This window comes from Streptomyces sp. V1I1, from assembly GCF_030817355.1.
Classification (GTDB): domain Bacteria; phylum Actinomycetota; class Actinomycetes; order Streptomycetales; family Streptomycetaceae; genus Streptomyces.
In genome coordinates, this window is record NZ_JAUSZH010000001.1 from 4,513,834 (window position 1) to 4,528,742 (window position 14,909).

General features: G+C 69.8%; 15 protein-coding genes. 8 read left to right on the plus strand and 7 right to left on the minus strand.

The genetic code is table 11. The features are described 5' to 3' along the window. Positions 1-96: 96 nt before the first annotated feature. Positions 97-1,311, minus strand: a complete 1,215-nt coding sequence (locus tag QFZ67_RS21350; protein WP_307662674.1) for a helix-turn-helix transcriptional regulator — start codon at positions 1,309-1,311, stop codon at positions 97-99. A 728-nt stretch (positions 1,312-2,039) separates the two neighbouring features. Here QFZ67_RS21350 and QFZ67_RS21355 point away from each other — a divergent pair. Continuing rightward, positions 2,040-2,243, plus strand: a complete 204-nt coding sequence (locus QFZ67_RS21355; RefSeq protein ID WP_307662675.1) for a hypothetical protein — start codon at positions 2,040-2,042, stop codon at positions 2,241-2,243. A 194-nt stretch (positions 2,244-2,437) separates the two neighbouring features. Next, on the plus strand, positions 2,438-2,641 hold the full coding sequence (locus QFZ67_RS21360) for a DUF397 domain-containing protein (RefSeq protein ID WP_307662676.1): 204 nt from the start codon (positions 2,438-2,440) through the stop codon (positions 2,639-2,641). A gap of 310 nt (positions 2,642-2,951) precedes the next feature. Here QFZ67_RS21360 and QFZ67_RS21365 read toward each other — a convergent pair whose 3' ends face one another. The 3 genes from QFZ67_RS21365 to QFZ67_RS21375 are packed head-to-tail and all read right to left on the minus strand — an operon-like array spanning position 2,952 to position 6,464. Continuing rightward, entirely contained in the window at positions 2,952-4,520 is a 1,569-nt protein-coding gene (locus tag QFZ67_RS21365) for a PTS transporter subunit EIIC (RefSeq protein ID WP_307662677.1), read from the minus strand. 43 nt (positions 4,521-4,563) lie between these two features. Then, the gene (murQ, locus tag QFZ67_RS21370) at positions 4,564-5,502 is read right to left on the minus strand and encodes an N-acetylmuramic acid 6-phosphate etherase (RefSeq protein ID WP_307662678.1); all 939 of its coding nucleotides are present in this window, start codon (positions 5,500-5,502) and stop codon (positions 4,564-4,566) included. A gap of 44 nt (positions 5,503-5,546) precedes the next feature. Then, complete coding sequence (locus QFZ67_RS21375; protein ID WP_307662679.1) at positions 5,547-6,464, minus strand: MurR/RpiR family transcriptional regulator; 918 nt, start codon at positions 6,462-6,464, stop codon at positions 5,547-5,549. 80 nt (positions 6,465-6,544) lie between these two features. Here QFZ67_RS21375 and QFZ67_RS21380 point away from each other — a divergent pair, with 80 nt between their 5' ends. Further along, positions 6,545-6,901: a hypothetical protein gene (locus tag QFZ67_RS21380; RefSeq protein ID WP_307662680.1), complete on the plus strand. Its 357-nt coding sequence runs from the start codon at positions 6,545-6,547 to the stop codon at positions 6,899-6,901. Beyond that, positions 6,898-7,161 carry a DUF4031 domain-containing protein gene (locus QFZ67_RS21385; RefSeq protein ID WP_307662681.1) on the plus strand — a complete coding sequence of 88 codons (264 nt, stop codon included), beginning with the start codon at positions 6,898-6,900 and terminating at the stop codon, positions 7,159-7,161. The genes QFZ67_RS21380 and QFZ67_RS21385 overlap by 4 nt, the downstream gene beginning before the upstream one ends. 5 nt (positions 7,162-7,166) lie before the next feature. Here QFZ67_RS21385 and QFZ67_RS21390 read toward each other — a convergent pair whose 3' ends face one another. Further along, on the minus strand, positions 7,167-7,814 hold the full coding sequence (locus QFZ67_RS21390) for a hypothetical protein (RefSeq protein WP_307662682.1): 648 nt from the start codon (positions 7,812-7,814) through the stop codon (positions 7,167-7,169). Positions 7,815-7,966: 152 nt separating this feature from the next. Between QFZ67_RS21390 and QFZ67_RS21395 the strand changes: the two genes are divergently transcribed. Beyond that, entirely contained in the window at positions 7,967-8,653 is a 687-nt protein-coding gene (locus QFZ67_RS21395) for a copper homeostasis protein CutC (RefSeq protein ID WP_307662683.1), read from the plus strand. Positions 8,654-8,968: 315 nt separating this feature from the next. Here QFZ67_RS21395 and QFZ67_RS21400 read toward each other — a convergent pair whose 3' ends face one another. Then, positions 8,969-11,032: a UvrD-helicase domain-containing protein gene (locus QFZ67_RS21400; protein WP_307665908.1), complete on the minus strand. Its 2,064-nt coding sequence runs from the start codon at positions 11,030-11,032 to the stop codon at positions 8,969-8,971. Positions 11,033-11,296: 264 nt separating this feature from the next. On the opposite strand from QFZ67_RS21400, the gene QFZ67_RS21405 reads away from it, so the two are divergent. From QFZ67_RS21405 to QFZ67_RS21415, 3 genes are all read left to right on the plus strand, one after another. Further along, on the plus strand, positions 11,297-11,488 hold the full coding sequence (locus QFZ67_RS21405; protein WP_307662684.1) for a hypothetical protein: 192 nt from the start codon (positions 11,297-11,299) through the stop codon (positions 11,486-11,488). A gap of 173 nt (positions 11,489-11,661) precedes the next feature. After that, positions 11,662-12,768 (plus strand): glycosyltransferase 87 family protein, encoded by a 1,107-nt coding sequence (locus tag QFZ67_RS21410; RefSeq protein WP_307665909.1) that lies wholly within the window; start codon positions 11,662-11,664, stop codon positions 12,766-12,768. Positions 12,769-12,817: 49 nt separating this feature from the next. Then, a complete protein-coding gene (locus QFZ67_RS21415; RefSeq protein WP_307662685.1) occupies positions 12,818-13,153 on the plus strand; it encodes a hypothetical protein in 336 nt (111 codons plus the stop codon). Between the two features lie 42 nt (positions 13,154-13,195). On the opposite strand, the gene QFZ67_RS21420 is transcribed toward QFZ67_RS21415, so the two are convergent. Next, entirely contained in the window at positions 13,196-14,839 is a 1,644-nt protein-coding gene (locus tag QFZ67_RS21420) for a DNA repair helicase XPB (RefSeq protein ID WP_307662686.1), read from the minus strand. Between the last annotated feature and the right edge of the window lie 70 nt (positions 14,840-14,909).

The window sequence follows — 14,909 nt, forward strand, 5'->3', positions numbered from 1 at the left end:
TCGCTGGTTTCGCTCTCAATCTGGCCGTGCCCTGTGTGGACACCCGTCCGGTACACGACTTCAACACGCTTCCGCAGCTCACCGCTGCTGCCCCTCTTATGCTTCGATGGCCCGTAAATCTTCGTATGCCTCGCGCAGGTCGGACGCTTCCGGTAGTTTTTTCGCCTCAACGGCCTTGACGACTTCCAACGCTCGCCAGTGGTTCGACGGAACTACGCGCCCGCTGAGTATGGCTTTCTGTACGGAGGCGCAAGCTTCGTCTAGGCGGTTGTCCGCGAGGAGAACTAGCGACAGATCGATATTGGCCGACGCTACTCGACGCGGCCATTTGGTGATGTCATTGGATGGACTGAGGCGCGCGATAACCTCGCGTGCGTAGGGTTCTGCCGCAGCATCGCCCAGCCACGCGAGGGTAGTTGCTGTGTAGGCGAGTGCCTTTGCAGGGTCGTACTGGTAATGGTGCTCTGTGGGGCGCTCCGACGTACCGAGCGAGGCAGCCATTTTCTTTACCCGCTCGATTGCTGCATACGTTTCTTTGCCGTGGCCAAGCCTCGCCCGCGCGCGCCCCTCCTGGGCAGTTGCTTGAATCAGAGCAGAGGTTCCGGCAGGCGCAACGTCCTGGGCAATTTCCGAGAGTTCGAGTGCGCGCACGTAGTCACCATCTGTCAGCACGCGCCACGCGTCGGTTTCAAAGCACCACGCCTCAATCTCTCTATGTTCCGCTTGCTGGGCGAGAGTTGCGGCCGCTTGCAGCCTGGCCGTTGCGGCATCGGATTGTTTCAAGTCGATATGGAGCGTCGCGCCTAGCAGCGACAGCCAACCGCCAACGACCAGCAAACGCCGATGTTCGGCTAGCGTCTTTTTCGTATCGAGTAGGCGCACGACATAGGATGAGTGGCGCCTTACGCGCTTCAAGAGTTCCTGTGGCGGAGACGCCGGGTAGGCCGTGGCCAACTCATCAAAGGCGCGCTCTAGGCGAGCGAGGGTTTCTGACCCGACGTCGCTCGCCTGTACCCGTCGCGCCAACTCCCAGGCGTCCATTTCGTCATCTTCGACAGGGGAGCCATGCGAAATCCAGGAATCATCAAGTACCGGCGGGGGTACATCGGAGGCTAGCAATTCGTCCAATTCTCTGGACGTGAGTTGCAGGACCCTTGCCATTCTCGGGCGCTGATGCGGTTGGGGGTCAACCTCCCCCCGCTCCCAGCGTTGCACCGTAGTGCGATCCACTTTCAGGGCATCCGCGAATTGCTCTTGCGTGTGGCCGCACGCCTTCCGGCGCTGTGCTAGACGCTGCCGCTTGCCTGCCATGCCGCTCTCCCGTCCGGGATGCCATCTGCCCTGGTCAGGGTACCGGGTGCCGCCAACATGCCGCATCAATGCGGCAGTTCTGCCGTGGTGCAGTTGTCCAAGGGTCGGCAGCGTGGTCCGACGCAAGTACCCCAGCGACCGCGCTAACGGTCCTGGGGCGTGGCCGACGCTTCGAAGGAGCGACGACAGTGACAGATCATATCGCCCGCGCACTCGTTTGGGTGAGCGGGGTACTGCTAGGCCGGCGAGAGCTGGGCAGGCATCGCAGGCACTCCGTTCCGTCCGTCCAGCCTGTATTTCCGCGGGTCAAGCGGCAGCCGACGCCGGACGTTTGCGGCGCCCGACTGGTCGCAGCCCGCAGGCATCGAGCGAGGCGCGCCCCATGCGTGCCGACCCTGCCGGAGCCTCGCGCGCAGTGGTTCCCGCCTGCCCCCTGGGAACGGCCCCTGACCATGGTCCGGCCCTACGTGCTCGTCTCGCTGGGCGAAAAATCGCGCGATGCGGTGACCGGAAAGGGCGCCTAATCACGTGGCCACCATCACGATTGCTGTGTATCGGATCAATGGCGAGACAGGCGCCCGGACGGAAGTTCAGGGCAAGGCAACGCACCTGTGTCCCCCCGGCAATCCGTCGGATAAGGGATTCGGATTCCCGCCCTGCTCATGCCCGCCGTGCAAGGCAACTCGCCAGGCCCTGGGGGAATCATGACCCGCTCAGTAATCCGATTCGTGAACCACACCATCCGGCACGTGCCGGAAGGCGGAGTCACGTTCGAGGCGTTCTGCACTGCGCCCAACTGTGCCGAGAATTCCGGCCCCCTGGACGACCAGGAAGCGGCACAGGCCTGGTGTCTACGCCATACCAGCAGCACTGGGCATGACGTGTTCCGCCGTGTCGTGACCGACCATGCGCGCGTGACGCGCGACGAGTAGGCGCCCAGGCGCCCCAGCAAGAAGCCCGATGGCGGCCATTCCGGGCAAGGGCCGCAACGAATGCCCCCGTACCGGTCGCCGCCGTCCGGTACGGGCCGCGCCCCCAACTGTGCTTGCTGCTACCGCAGTTGGGGGCGCTCTGCAATACGGCGCGGGGACCGATTCCCCGCCTTCAGAGGGAAGGGACAGGCACCATGGACGCACCCGATTTCGAGTTCATCGGCACGCAGGCGTGCCGTGACGCCAAGGTGAACAACTGCCCGCAGGTTGCATTGAACGTTCCGGGTGTCGTGGCGTTGCGGGACTCTGAGCGGCCCGACACCATCGTCACCATGACGACGGACGGATGGGCGACGCTCGCCGCAGCCGTCAAGGCCGGAGAGTTCGATCTGAGGTAGGACGCATGGAAGAGTGCCCCCACTGTCGCGCCGGATGCCCTGTGGACCCTGAGAACGGGCTGCCCTGGTGCGCACAGTGCGGGGCATTCTTCGCGCTCTCTGAGCCTGCCTGCCGTGGCTTGTGGTGGTGGCGCAACGCTGCCACCCGCGCACCTGTCCGGCCGCGCGAGCACTGACGCGCCTGACCCTGGAACGGTAACGGTCCGGTCTCGATGTCAGGCGCCCAGGGGTGCACGCTACCTCGAAAACTGCCCGTTTCCCCAGGTCAGACCTATTAGTCTCTCGCAAGGTGAACCGGGCGGAGCCCCGGTTATGGGTTGACCGGGGTCGGTTCCTTCGTGGGCGCGGTCCGCGGCGGCGCTTCCGCGCCGTTGAGCTCATCCAGCATCCGCTTCGTAAAGCCGAACCAGTACGTCGCGACGAACCCCCCCGCGTAGCCGACCAGCAGCCCGCCCGCGTAGACCGCGATCGTCTCGCCCAGGCCGCTGTTGCCGTTGAGGAGCGGGAACAGGGCCCAGCCCGAAGGGCCGATCGCCGTGGAACCGACCTTGTCGCCCAGCATGTTGAACAGGCCGACGAAGCCGCCGCCGAACGCCCCGCCGACGCAGGCCGTGACGAACGGGCGGCCCAGCGGGAGCGAGACGCCGTAGATCAGCGGCTCGCCCACGCCCAGGAAACCGGCCGGGAGCGCGGACTTGATGGTGTTGCGGATCGAGGTGTTGCGGGGGAGCCGCAGATAGACCGCCGCCGCCGCGCCGACTTGGCCCGCGCCCGCCATCGCGAGGATCGGCAGCAGGACCGTGAAGCCCTGCTGCTCGATCAGCGTGGTGTGGATCGGGATCAGCGCCTGGTGCAGGCCGAGCATGACCAGCGGGAGGAAGAGGCCGCCGAGTACGAACCCCGCGCCCGCGCCGCCGTTGGCCAGCAGCCAGTCGGCGAAGTCGCCGATCGCGGTGGAGACCTCACCGGCCACGAACATCAGGCCGAAGATGGTGACCAGGCCGGAGACGAGGACCGTGAGGGTCGGGGTGAGAAGGACGTCGAGCGACTGAGGCACCGCGCGGCGGCACCACTTCTCCACGTGCACCGCGAGCACCGCCGCGCCCAGCGCGCCGAGCACGCCGCCCTGGCCCGGGGAGAGCTTCTGGCCGAAGGCCTCGATGTTCGCGACGCCCGGGAAGACGATGATCGCGGCGACCGCGCCACCCAGGATCGGCGTACCGCCGAACTCCTTCGCCGTGTTGTAGCCGACGAAGACCGCGATCAGCGACATGAAGCCGGACGCCATCGCGGCGAGCGAGGGGACCAGGGCCGGCAGCAGGCCGAGGTTGGTCAGCAGCCCGCCCAGACCGGCGATGATGCCGCAGCCGATGAGGGCTGGGATCAGCGGTACGAAGATGTTCGCGATACGGCGCAGGAAGAGCTTGAAGGGCGTTGAGTTCTTCGCCTTACGGGCCGCCTTGATGGCGGCGCCGTGGGCGGCCAGGTCCTCGGCCGTCCCGGGGGCGGTCCTGGGCCCGGTCCTGGGGCCGGTCCCGGGTGAGGTCCCCGGGGCGGTCCCGGGTCCGGCACCGGCGGCGGTCCTGGGTCCGGCACCGGCGGCGGTCCCAGGCGCCGCCGCCACCAGTGCCTCGAACTCCGGGGTGACCCGGGCGACCGTGCCCGGGCCAAGCACGATCTGGTACGTGTCGTCATCGACCACGCCCATGACGGCCGGGAGAGCCTTGAGAGCCTCGTCCTGCACGAGGGAACGGTCGTGCAGGCCGAGGCGGAGGCGGGTCATGCAGTGGGCGACTGAGGAGATGTTCCCGGCGCCGCCGACGAGGGGAAGGATCGCGGCGGCGATGGCGCTGTTCTTGTCTGCGGAGTCGGTTGCCATGGGTGGGGGGTGCCTTGCTGTGGGGGGAAGTTCAGGGGGAAGTTCAATGCGTACCGGCTGATTGCAGCGCCGCGCGGAGATGGCCGTGAGACTTGGCGAGGAGGTCGGCCGCCGTGGGGCCGTCGACCGAGCCGAGGATGGTCAGGATCGCGTTCTTCACCTCGCCGTCGGTGGCCGCGAGCGCGGCTTCGATCTCCTCGTCCGACGCGCCGGTGGCGAGCGCGACGATCCGCCGCGAGCGGGCGCGCAGCTTCTCGTTGGAGGCGCGGACGTCGACCATCAGGTTTCCGTACGTCTTGCCGAGCCGGATCATCGTGATCGTCGAGATCATGTTGAGGACCAGCTTCTGCGCCGTACCGGCCTTCAACCGCGTTGATCCGGTGAGCAGTTCGGGTCCGACGACTACCTCGATGCCGTGGTCGGCGGCCGCGCCGAGCGCGCTGTCCGCGTTGCAGGACAGGCCGATGGTGAGCGCGCCGCGGGCGCGGGCGTGCTCGACCGCGCCTATGGCGTACGGCGTGCGGCCCGACGCGGAAATCCCGACCACCGTGTCGTCCGCGGTCAGTTCCAGCGCGTCCAGGTCGGCGGCGGCCAGCTCCTTGCTGTCCTCCGCGCCCTCGACCGCCTTGACCATGGCGGAGGGGCCGCCCGCTATCAGGCCCACGATCTCGTCCGGATCGGTGTTGAAGGTGGGCGGGCACTCGCTCGCGTCCAGTACGCCGAGCCGCCCCGCCGTGCCCGCGCCCGCATAGATCAGCCTGCCGCCGCGGGACATCCGCTCGGCGGTGCCGTCGATCGCGGCGGCGATCCGCGGCAGCTGCGCGGCGACTGCGGCGGGGACGGTCTCGTCCTCGCCGTTCATGATCCGGGCGATCTCGAGGGTGGGCAGCTGGTCGATGTCGGCGAGCTCGGGCCGGAACGCCTCGGTGGTGAGGGTGGCCAGCTGAGCGCGCAGCTTGGAGTAGTCCTGGGCGGAGGTCATGAAAAGCGGCTCTGCTTTCTCGGTCCGTGGGGGGTTGGGAGCGCTTAGCGGGTGCGAGGGCTGTGCCGGTGGGCGAGGGCCTCGTACGAAGCGGCGAGGGCAGGCGCCGCCGTCTCGTACGTACGCTGCGCGATGCCTATGAACAGGCAGTCGACGACGAGGAGTTGGCTGGTGCGGGACGACATCGCGGCCGGGCGCAGCTCGCTCTCCCGCGCGGTGGAGGTGGTCAGCACATGGTCGGCGTACTGCGACACCGGTCCGTCCGGGCGGCCGGTGATCGCTATCGTCGTCGCGCCGCGGTCGAAGGCGACGCGCAGCGGCTCGATCACGTCGCCCGTCGAGCCGGAGTGGGTGATGGCGATGGCGACGTCGCCGGAGCGGAGCTGCACGGCGTTGGTGACGGCGAGGTGGGGGTCGGCATGGGCGTGCGCGATCAGGCCGATGCGCAGCAGCTTCTGGGCGAGGTCCATGCCGACGAGACAGGACGCACCGACGCCGTAGATGTCGATGCGGCGGGCGGTCGAGGCGGCGGCGACGGCCGCGCCCAGCTGTACGGTGTCGAGCCCCGCGGCCGTGTCGGCGAGGGTCTGCTGCTCGTCGTACGCGAGCTTGGCGACCACGTCCGCGATGGGGTCGTCGACGGCGATGTCGGCGGTGACGGCGGGGGCCCGGCCGGACTGCTGGTGGGCGGCGAGCCCGGCGAGCGCGAGGCGCAGATCGCGGTAGCCGGGGTAACCGAGGAGGCGGGCGGTGCGGACCACGGTGGCCTCGCTGGTGCCGGTGAGCTCGGCGAGACCGGTGACCGTAAGGGCCGCGCAGCCGGCCGGATCGTCGGCGACGGCTTCGGCGACCCGCTGCATGGAGCGGGTCATGGACGGCGCGAGGGTGCGCACCTTGGCCGCGAGGGCGGCGGGGGCGGGTGGAGCGTCGCCGCTGAAAATTTCCTTCACTGGATTGGTCACCCTTGAAAGATATTTTCGCCCTTCGTTCATCGTCAACCCCCTGAGGTCACAGCCGTGGCGCATGGGGTGACAATTGCTCCATGGAAGACGCGAACCCCTTGGAGCAGGCTCTGCACGCGGCGCGCGCCCTGGTCCTCGCCGATCTGGCCGCCCGCGATGTGGCGGACGCCGGGGTCGTGTCGCTGGTCGAGGAGGCGGTGACGCACCGCCGCTGGTGGGTCGAGCAGTGGCCGGAGGGCGTCGAGTACGTCGCGGGCCTGGTCGCCCAGGACGTCCAGGACGCGCTGCTGGAGCGGTACGGCCGGTGGCCGCTGTGCCCGGTCTGCGACGCCGGCGATCCGCACGCTTTGGACGTCGAACCGGAACTGGGCCCGGACCCGCACTGGGTCTGTGCGAAGGCGGGCGTCGTGGTGGCCCCCGTAGGCGGCCTTTCGTGACTGTCTACATCGACCCGCCGACCTGGCCGGGCCATGGCCAGATGTGGTCGCACCTGGTCAGCGATGTCTCGTACGAGGAACTGCACGCGTTCGCGGCGTCGATCGGCTGCCCGCCGCGCGCCTTCGAGCGGGACCACTACGACGTGCCGTCGCACCGGTACGGGGACGCGGTGGCAGCGGGCGCGGTGCAGGTGTCGAGCCGCGAGGTGGTCGAACTGCTGACGATGGCGGGGCTGCGCAGACGCAAGGGGTCACCTTAGCCCCGTCAGCGTGTGAGCAACTCCAGTTCCAGCGACAGGTTCTGACGGGCGGCGGACTCCCACTCCCGCTCCCCGTGCGGCGTGCGGAACAGCCGTGGCAGGTCGAGCAGTTGGCGCAGCACCGCCGCGCGGCCCTCGCGGAAGGCTTCGTCCGGGACGAAGCCGTACTCCTCCCGTACCGCCGCCGTGTACGCCGCATACCGCTCCGGGCCCGACGCCAGGATCGCCAGGTCCGCGTCGCACAGGACCTGGCCGTTGGCGTCGCCCGGATCGGGCGCGTGGGTGATCGTCAGGCGGACCAGACGGGCGACTTCCGCGGTATGCGCGGGGGACAGGCCCGCCTCGGGGAGGGCGAGTTCGGCCAGGCGGGCGGAGCGTTCCTCGTTCTCCGAGCGGTCGGGGAGGTAGACCGCGTCGTGGAACCAGGCCGCGAGGCGGACCAGGTCCGGGGCGGTGGCGTACTCCTCCAGTACGTCGATGTGGCTCAGGACCGCCGCCAGGTGGTCGACCGTGTGGTACCGGCGCTGCGGCTCCGACCAGCGGGCCAGCAGATTCTCGGCGTACGGCAGCGGGTCCGGCCCGCTCGCGCCTTCGCGGGCGGCGAGCAGCGTCTGGGACCAGCGGGCGCGCAGGTCCACGGAGTCGTCGGTCATGCAGCTGACTTTATGAGCTGCTCCGCACAGAGGGGACGGGCGGGCTGGATCGCGCTGATGCCTTCGCGGTACATGCGCATTAGGCTGGGTATTGGACTAGACCTGTAAGGCCTGTAGTCCCTGTAGTCGTCTTCCTGAAGGAATGGGGTCACATGAGCAACCGTGCAGTCCTGGAGGTGATCGCTCTCGACGCGGAGGACGCGGTCGCGGCCCAGTCCGGAGGGGCGGACCGACTCGAGCTGGTCACCGACATGGCGGCGGACGGGCTGACGCCGTCGAGGGAGACGTTCGCCCGGATCCGGGCGGCCGTCGACATCCCGCTGCGCGTGATGCTGCGCCAGTCCGACGGGTTCGCGGCGGGCGACGTCGACGCGCTGGTGCGGGCGGCGGGGGAGCTGCGGGCGGAGGGCGCGGACGAGTTCGTACTCGGGTTCCTGGACGAGGACGGGAACCCGGATCTGGTGACGGTGGAACGGGTCGTGGCGGCGCTTGGGGGATGCCGGTGGACGTTCCACCGGGCGATCGACCGGGCGGCGGACCGCGATGCGCTGCGCAAGGAGCTCGCGGACCTGCCGGGCCTGGACACCTATCTGACCGCCGGCTCCGCACAGGGTGTGGACGACGGCCTGCCCACGCTGCTGTCCGAGGCCGCGCGGCGGAACGAGCCCGGCTACGGCCCGCGGATTCTGGTGGGTGGCGGCCTCCGCCTCGACCACCTGCCCGTGCTCCGGGCGGCGGGCATCGACGGGTTCCACATCGGTGGGGCGGCCCGGCCGGGCGGCTGGGACGGCCCGGTGGACCCGGCGGCGGTGGCGGAGTGGCGCGAGGCGCTCGCCTGATGTAGCTGGTTCTCAGGCGGTCGGTTCGCCTGCCTTGGCGGCGGAGACGGACGCCGAACTGCTCCCCGGATGCCGCGGCGCCCGGATCGCGAGTCTGCTACCGCCTCACCTGGACCACTCCTTGGACCTTGATCGTCCCGCAGCCCACCCCCTGAGGCGCGAGAGGCACCGACGGCCGGGAAACCCTCTGTCGGAAACCTGAAGTCGAGTGTCGTGTCTGGTACCGGCCAGGTGCCGGGCACGACACTCGTGCGCCGCGTAACAGCAGGCAGCGGTCGGCCCGCCCAGCCCCGCCGCCCGCGGTATGAGCCGCCCCTACCGGCCCAGTTGGGCGGGCAGCGGGGCGGCGTGCAGCAGGATCAGCCCTGACACGGCTCGGGTGAGGGCGACATACAGCCGGCGCAGGCCGGTCCGCTCGTCGGGCTCGCCGTCGACGACCGCGGCGGGCTCGTCCAGTACTACGTAGTCGTACTCCAGGCCCTTGGCGAGCGACGCCGGGACCAGGGTGAGGCGGGACTCGGCCGTTGTTTCCTCGCCGGGGGAGAGATACGAGTGGCCCGCCGACGTCAGGGCCTCGGCCAGCGACGGGATGCGGGCGTCCGCCGCGATCAGGCCGATGGAGCCCTCGTTGTCCAGTGACTCGGCGCACGCGGCGACCACCGCCGCGTTCAGGTCCGTGGCCTCGACCTCGCGGACCGACAGCGAGCCCGGCGACTCGCGGACCGACTTCACCTCCGCCAGGCCAGGTGACATGTGCGGCAGCAGCCGCGACGCATACGCGATCACCTCTCGGGGGACCCGGAAGCCGGCAGTGAGCTCCTCGACCGTCGCGTCCGGCTTGCCCAGGTGGGACAGGGCCTCCGCCCAACTCGCCGTCGCCCACGGGGTCGTGCCCTGCGCCAGGTCGCCCAGGACCGTCGCCGAGCCGGTCGTGCAGCGGCGGCCCACCGCGCGGTACTGCATCGGCGACAGGTCCTGCGCCTCGTCGATCACGACATGGCCCAGCGAGTGCGTGCGCTGCACCAGGTCGTTCGCCTCGTCGATCAACACCGCGTCCGCCAGGGACCACTTGGCCGACCGGACACCGCGCGCCGGCTTCGTCCACAGGATCGTCTTCTGCTCGTCCGGACTCAGGACACCCTCGGCGTGTGTGGCGAGGAAGTCGGGGTCGGACAGCAAACGGAGCACCAGCTTCGCCGGGTCCACCGGTGGCCAGAGAGCCTTCACCGCCGTCTTCACCGCGGGATTGCGCGCCACCGCGTCCTGCACCCGGTCGTCCGGCGCCTCGCCTGCCTGTTCCATCCGGACCAGCACCGAGTGCGCGATACGTTGCGGAAGGGCGTCGCGGGCCGCGCCGTAGCGGATGTCCCGGTCGAGCAACTCCCGTACGATCTCTTCGAGTTCGTACGCCGGAATCCGCCAGCGCCGCGAGCCCCGCACCACCATCAGCGGCTCCGCAGGCATCGTCACATGCGAACGCACCGCCTGCCGCAGCACCTCCGCCATCCTCGCGTCGCCCTTGACGACCGCCGCCGAGGCCTCGTCCGCGCCCCGGACCTCCACATGCGCCACCAGGTCGTCGACCGTTGCCTGCTTCACCTCCAACTCGCCCAGCGCGGGCAGCACTTGCTCGATGTAGTGCAGGAAGGACTTGTTCGGGCCGATGACCAGCGTGCCCGTCCTGGCCAGCCGCTCCCGGTGCGCGTACAGCAGATACGCGACCCGGTGCAGGCCCACCGCCGTCTTTCCGGTGCCCGGGCCGCCCTGCACGCACACCGTGCCGGACAGGCCCGACCGTACGATCTCGTCCTGCTCCGGCTGGATGGTGGCGACGATGTCCCGCATCGGGCCCACGCGCGGGCGCTCGATCTCCGCCTGGAGCAGCTTGCTGGTCCGGTTCTGCTCCGCGGGGTCGGTCAGATGCTCGTCCTCGTACGCCGTGAGCTCGCCGCTCGTGTAACCGAAGCGCCGGCGCAGACCGACGTCCAGCGGGTCTTTCCTGGACGCCCGGTAGAAGGGCTGCGAGACGGGTGCGCGCCAGTCGATGACCATCGGGTCGCCGTCCGCGTCATGGACGTGCCGACGGCCGATGTAGAAGCGCTGCCCTTCCTGGGTGGTGTGCAGATAGTCGAGGCGGCCGAAGAAGAGCGGGGTGTGGGAGAGGTCGGCCAGCGCCTTGATACGCCCCTCGATCTGCGCCTGCAGGACGGCGGCGTTGACCCAGTTCGCCGTAACGTCGCGGATGTCGAGGGCCTGGACGTCCTCGCGCATCGCGCGGAGCGCGGCACGCGAGGCGGTGAGGTGGGCACGTTCACGCGCGAGCGGGTCCGCGAGCGGATCAGGGGCGGGTGGGGCAGGGTTTGGGGCGTGCGCGGGCACGGGTTTGCCTCCGGCGGGTGCTGCGTGGATCACGACATGGCGGACCGGCCGGTTTCCGTCCGGGCGGCGGCGCTCCTCGGGGGAGGCGGGCAAGAGCGGCGATTCTAGTCAGCGGGCCGGTGGCGGGCGAATGATTTTTTCCGCGGGCCCACCCCCGCGTCCTCCCCGTAGGGGACGGCCTATGCCTGGAGTCGTACGCGGGCAGGCGCCCGGTTCAGTCCGCAGATCGATGTGCTCAGCAGGCCCGGAGCCCATCATGGAGACATGAGTACAGCAACCTTTACCCCAGCCCACATCCCCCACCCACACCACGGAGCGACCGCCACCGGCTCCACCCCGCACTCCCCGCACCTCCTCGGCAACGCACTGCGCGCGGTCAAGGTCTATGCAAGCGCCGTGTTCAGCGTCGCCGTCCTTGGGGAGTACGCCGAGGAGGCGGGCGTCCGCCGCCGCTGACACCGGATCCACCGACCCCTTGGTCCTGACACCGGATCCACCGACCCCCTAGTAGGGTCGCGGCCGTGAAGTACCGGAACGTGACCCCGCGTTTACTCACCGCAGTAACCGCCCTCGCTCTCGCCCTCTCTTTCACCGCGCTCGCCGCGCTCTGCATCGACCAGCGCATCCCGATGGCCGACACCCTCGTGTACCGGGCCGAGGGGGCAGCCGTCGCGAACGGCACCGATCTCTACGGATTCACCGTCACCGAGTGGCAACTGCCCGCCACGTATCCGCCCTTCGCGGCCATCCTCTTCGTACCGACCACCTGGCTGCCCGTCCCGGCGCTCAAGGTGGTCTTCGTCGTCGGGAACGTGCTGCTGCTCGCCCTGCTGGTGCGGCTCTCCTGCCGGTTCGCCGGACTGCCCGCGCGCCCGCCGCTGGTCATGGCCGCCGTCGCCGCGGGCCTCTGGCTCGAACCGGTCTTCCAGACGCTCCTCTTCGGGCAGATCAACCTCGCCCTCGTCTGCCTCGTCCTGTGGGACCTGTCCCGGGACGAGGAAGCCATCGGCAAGGGCTTCGCGCTCGGCGTCGCGGCCGGCGTCAAGCTCACGCCCGCCGTGTTCATCCTCTATCTGCTGATCACCGGGCGGGTACGGGCCGGGCTCACCGCTCTCGCCTCCTTCATCGGCACCGTGCTGCTGGGCGCGCTCGTACTCCCGCACGCCAGCGTCGACTTCTGGACCCGGCGCATCTTCGAGACCAGCCGGGTGGGCAAGGCGTGGATCGTCGACAACCAGTCGCTGCAAGGACTGTTCGCCCGCGCGCTGCACACCCCGGAGCCGGGGCCACTCTGGGCACTGGCCGCCGCCCTCACCGCCGTTGCGGGCCTGTGGATCGCCCGCCGCGCGGCGGGCGGGGCCCGGGGCGTCCTGCTCACCGCGCTCACCGCGCTGCTCGTCTCGCCGATCAGCTGGTCGCACCACTGGGTGTGGTGCGTACCGCTGCTGGCGGTGCTGATCGCGGAGGGCCGGCACCGCACGGCGGCGGCCGTCGCCGCGGTCTTCCTGGCGCGCACCCTGTGGCTGGTACCGCACCAGGGCGCTGCCGACCTCCAACTCCCCTGGTGGCAGCAGGCGTTGGCGTCGCCGTATCCGCTGCTCGGGCTGGCGCTGCTGGCACTGGCCGTGCGGCACGAGCGAGTGCCGCCGGCGCCGGTTCTCGTGCCGGGCCTGCGCGTCACTGCCGCGAAGGACTTGAGTGGGCGCGACGTGAGTACGCGCACGGGCGCGGTCTGAGTACGTCCACGGAGGCTCCGGCCCTACCCCGCCCCCTTGGATGGAGAGCATGACGACGACGCCCGTACTCGACGCACAGACCCAGGACGACCCCTTCGCCCCTTCCAGCCGCTCCGTCCGCTTCGGCGCCGGCATCGGGCTAGTCCTGCTCTTCTTCGCCTTCGCGCTCTGTCTCGTACTCGCCTTGACCGACGCGGTCGGGGGCGACGGCCGCGCCGGAGCGCTGTTCAACGCCGGCATGTGGTCGCTCGCCCTGTCCGGCCTCACCGGCCTCGGCGGCGTATTCGTCCCGCAGAGCGCGATGACCCGCGCGGCCCGGGCCCACACCGTAAAGGTGCAGTACGTGCTTGCGGTGCTGGGCCCGGTGCTGGTCGGCCTCGACTAGGGCGTGCTTCAGCCCGGCGCTGCTTCGGGCTGAAGGAACTCGTCACTTCGGGCTCAGGAACTCGTCCGCGTCCACGATCCGGTACGCGTACCCCTGCTCCGCCAGGAACCGCTGGCGGTGCGCCGCGAAGTCCTGGTCGATCGTGTCGCGCGCCACCACCGAGTAGAACCGTGCCTCGTGCCCGTCCGCCTTCGGCCGCAGCACGCGTCCGAGGCGCTGGGCCTCCTCCTGGCGGGACCCGAAGGTGCCCGACACCTGGATGGCGACGGTCGCCTCCGGCAGGTCGATCGAGAAGTTCGCCACCTTCGACACGACGAGCACGGAGATCTCGCCCTGCCGGAACGCTTCGAAGAGCTTCTCGCGCTGTGCGTTGGACGTCTCGCCCTTGATGACCGGCGCGTCCAGATGCTCGCCCAGCTCGTCGAGCTGGTCGATGTACTGGCCGATGACCAGCGTCTGCTCGCCGCGGTGCTTGGCGACCAGCGCCTCGGTCACCTTCCGCTTGGTCTCGGTCGTCGCGCAGTAGCGGTACTTCTCCTCCGTCTCGGCCGTCGCGTACGCGAGCCGCTCCGCGTCGGTGAGGTTGACCCGTACTTCCACACAGTCCGCGGGCGCGATGTACCCCTGCGCCTCGATCTCCTTCCAGGGCGCGTCGAATCGCTTCGGCCCGATGAGCGAGAAGACGTCCGACTCGCGGCCGTCCTCCCGTACGAGCGTGGCGGTGAGCCCCAGCCGCCGACGGGCCTGAAGGTCCGCGGTGAACTTGAAGACCGGCGCGGGCAGCAGATGCACCTCGTCGTAGACGACCAGGCCCCAGTCCCGCGAGTCGAAGAGCTCCAGGTGGGGATAGATCCCCTTCCGCTTCGTCGTCAGCACCTGGTAGGTGGCGATGGTGACGGGGCGGATCTCCTTCCGCGTACCGCTGTACTCCCCGATCTCGTCCTCGGTCAGTGACGTCCGCTTCACCAGCTCGTGCTTCCACTGGCGGGCCGAGACGGTGTTGGTGACCAGGATCAGGGTGGTCGCCTTCGCCTGTGCCATCGCACCGGCCCCGACGAGCGTCTTGCCGGCGCCGCAGGGCAGCACGACCACGCCCGAGCCGCCGTGCCAGAAGCCCTCGACGGCCTGCTTCTGGTACGGGCGCAGGGCCCAGCCGGTCTCGTCGAGCTCGATACGGTGCGCCTCGCCGTCGACGTACCCGGCGAGGTCCTCGGCGGGCCAGCCCAGCTTCAGCAGCGTCTGCTTGATCTGCCCGCGCTCGGAGGGGTGCACGGCGACCGTGTCCGGGTCGATCCGGGCCCCGACCAGCGGCTGGACCTTCCTGGAGCGGAGGATCTCCTCCAGGACGGGACGGTCGGTGGTGGTGAGCACGAGCCCGTGGGTGGGGTGCTTGCTCAGGGTCAGCCGGCCGTAGCGGGCCATCGTCTCGGCGACATCTACGAGGAGGGCGTGCGGGACGGGGTAGCGGGAGTACGCCACGAGCGCGTCGACGACCTGCTCGGCGTCGTGCCCGGCGGCCCGGGCGTTCCACAGGCCGAGCGGGGTGACCCGGTAGGTGTGGATGTGCTCGGGGGCACGCTCCAGCTCCGCGAAGGGCGCGATGGCGCGACGGCAGGCGTCCGCCTGCTCGTGGTCGACTTCGAGGAGGAGAGTCTTGTCGCTCTGGACGATGAGGGGACCGTTCACACCTGCGCCCTTTCGGTAAGGCCAAACCTCCAGTCTGCCGCATCGAGCGGTCCAGCAGGCCAGGTGTGGC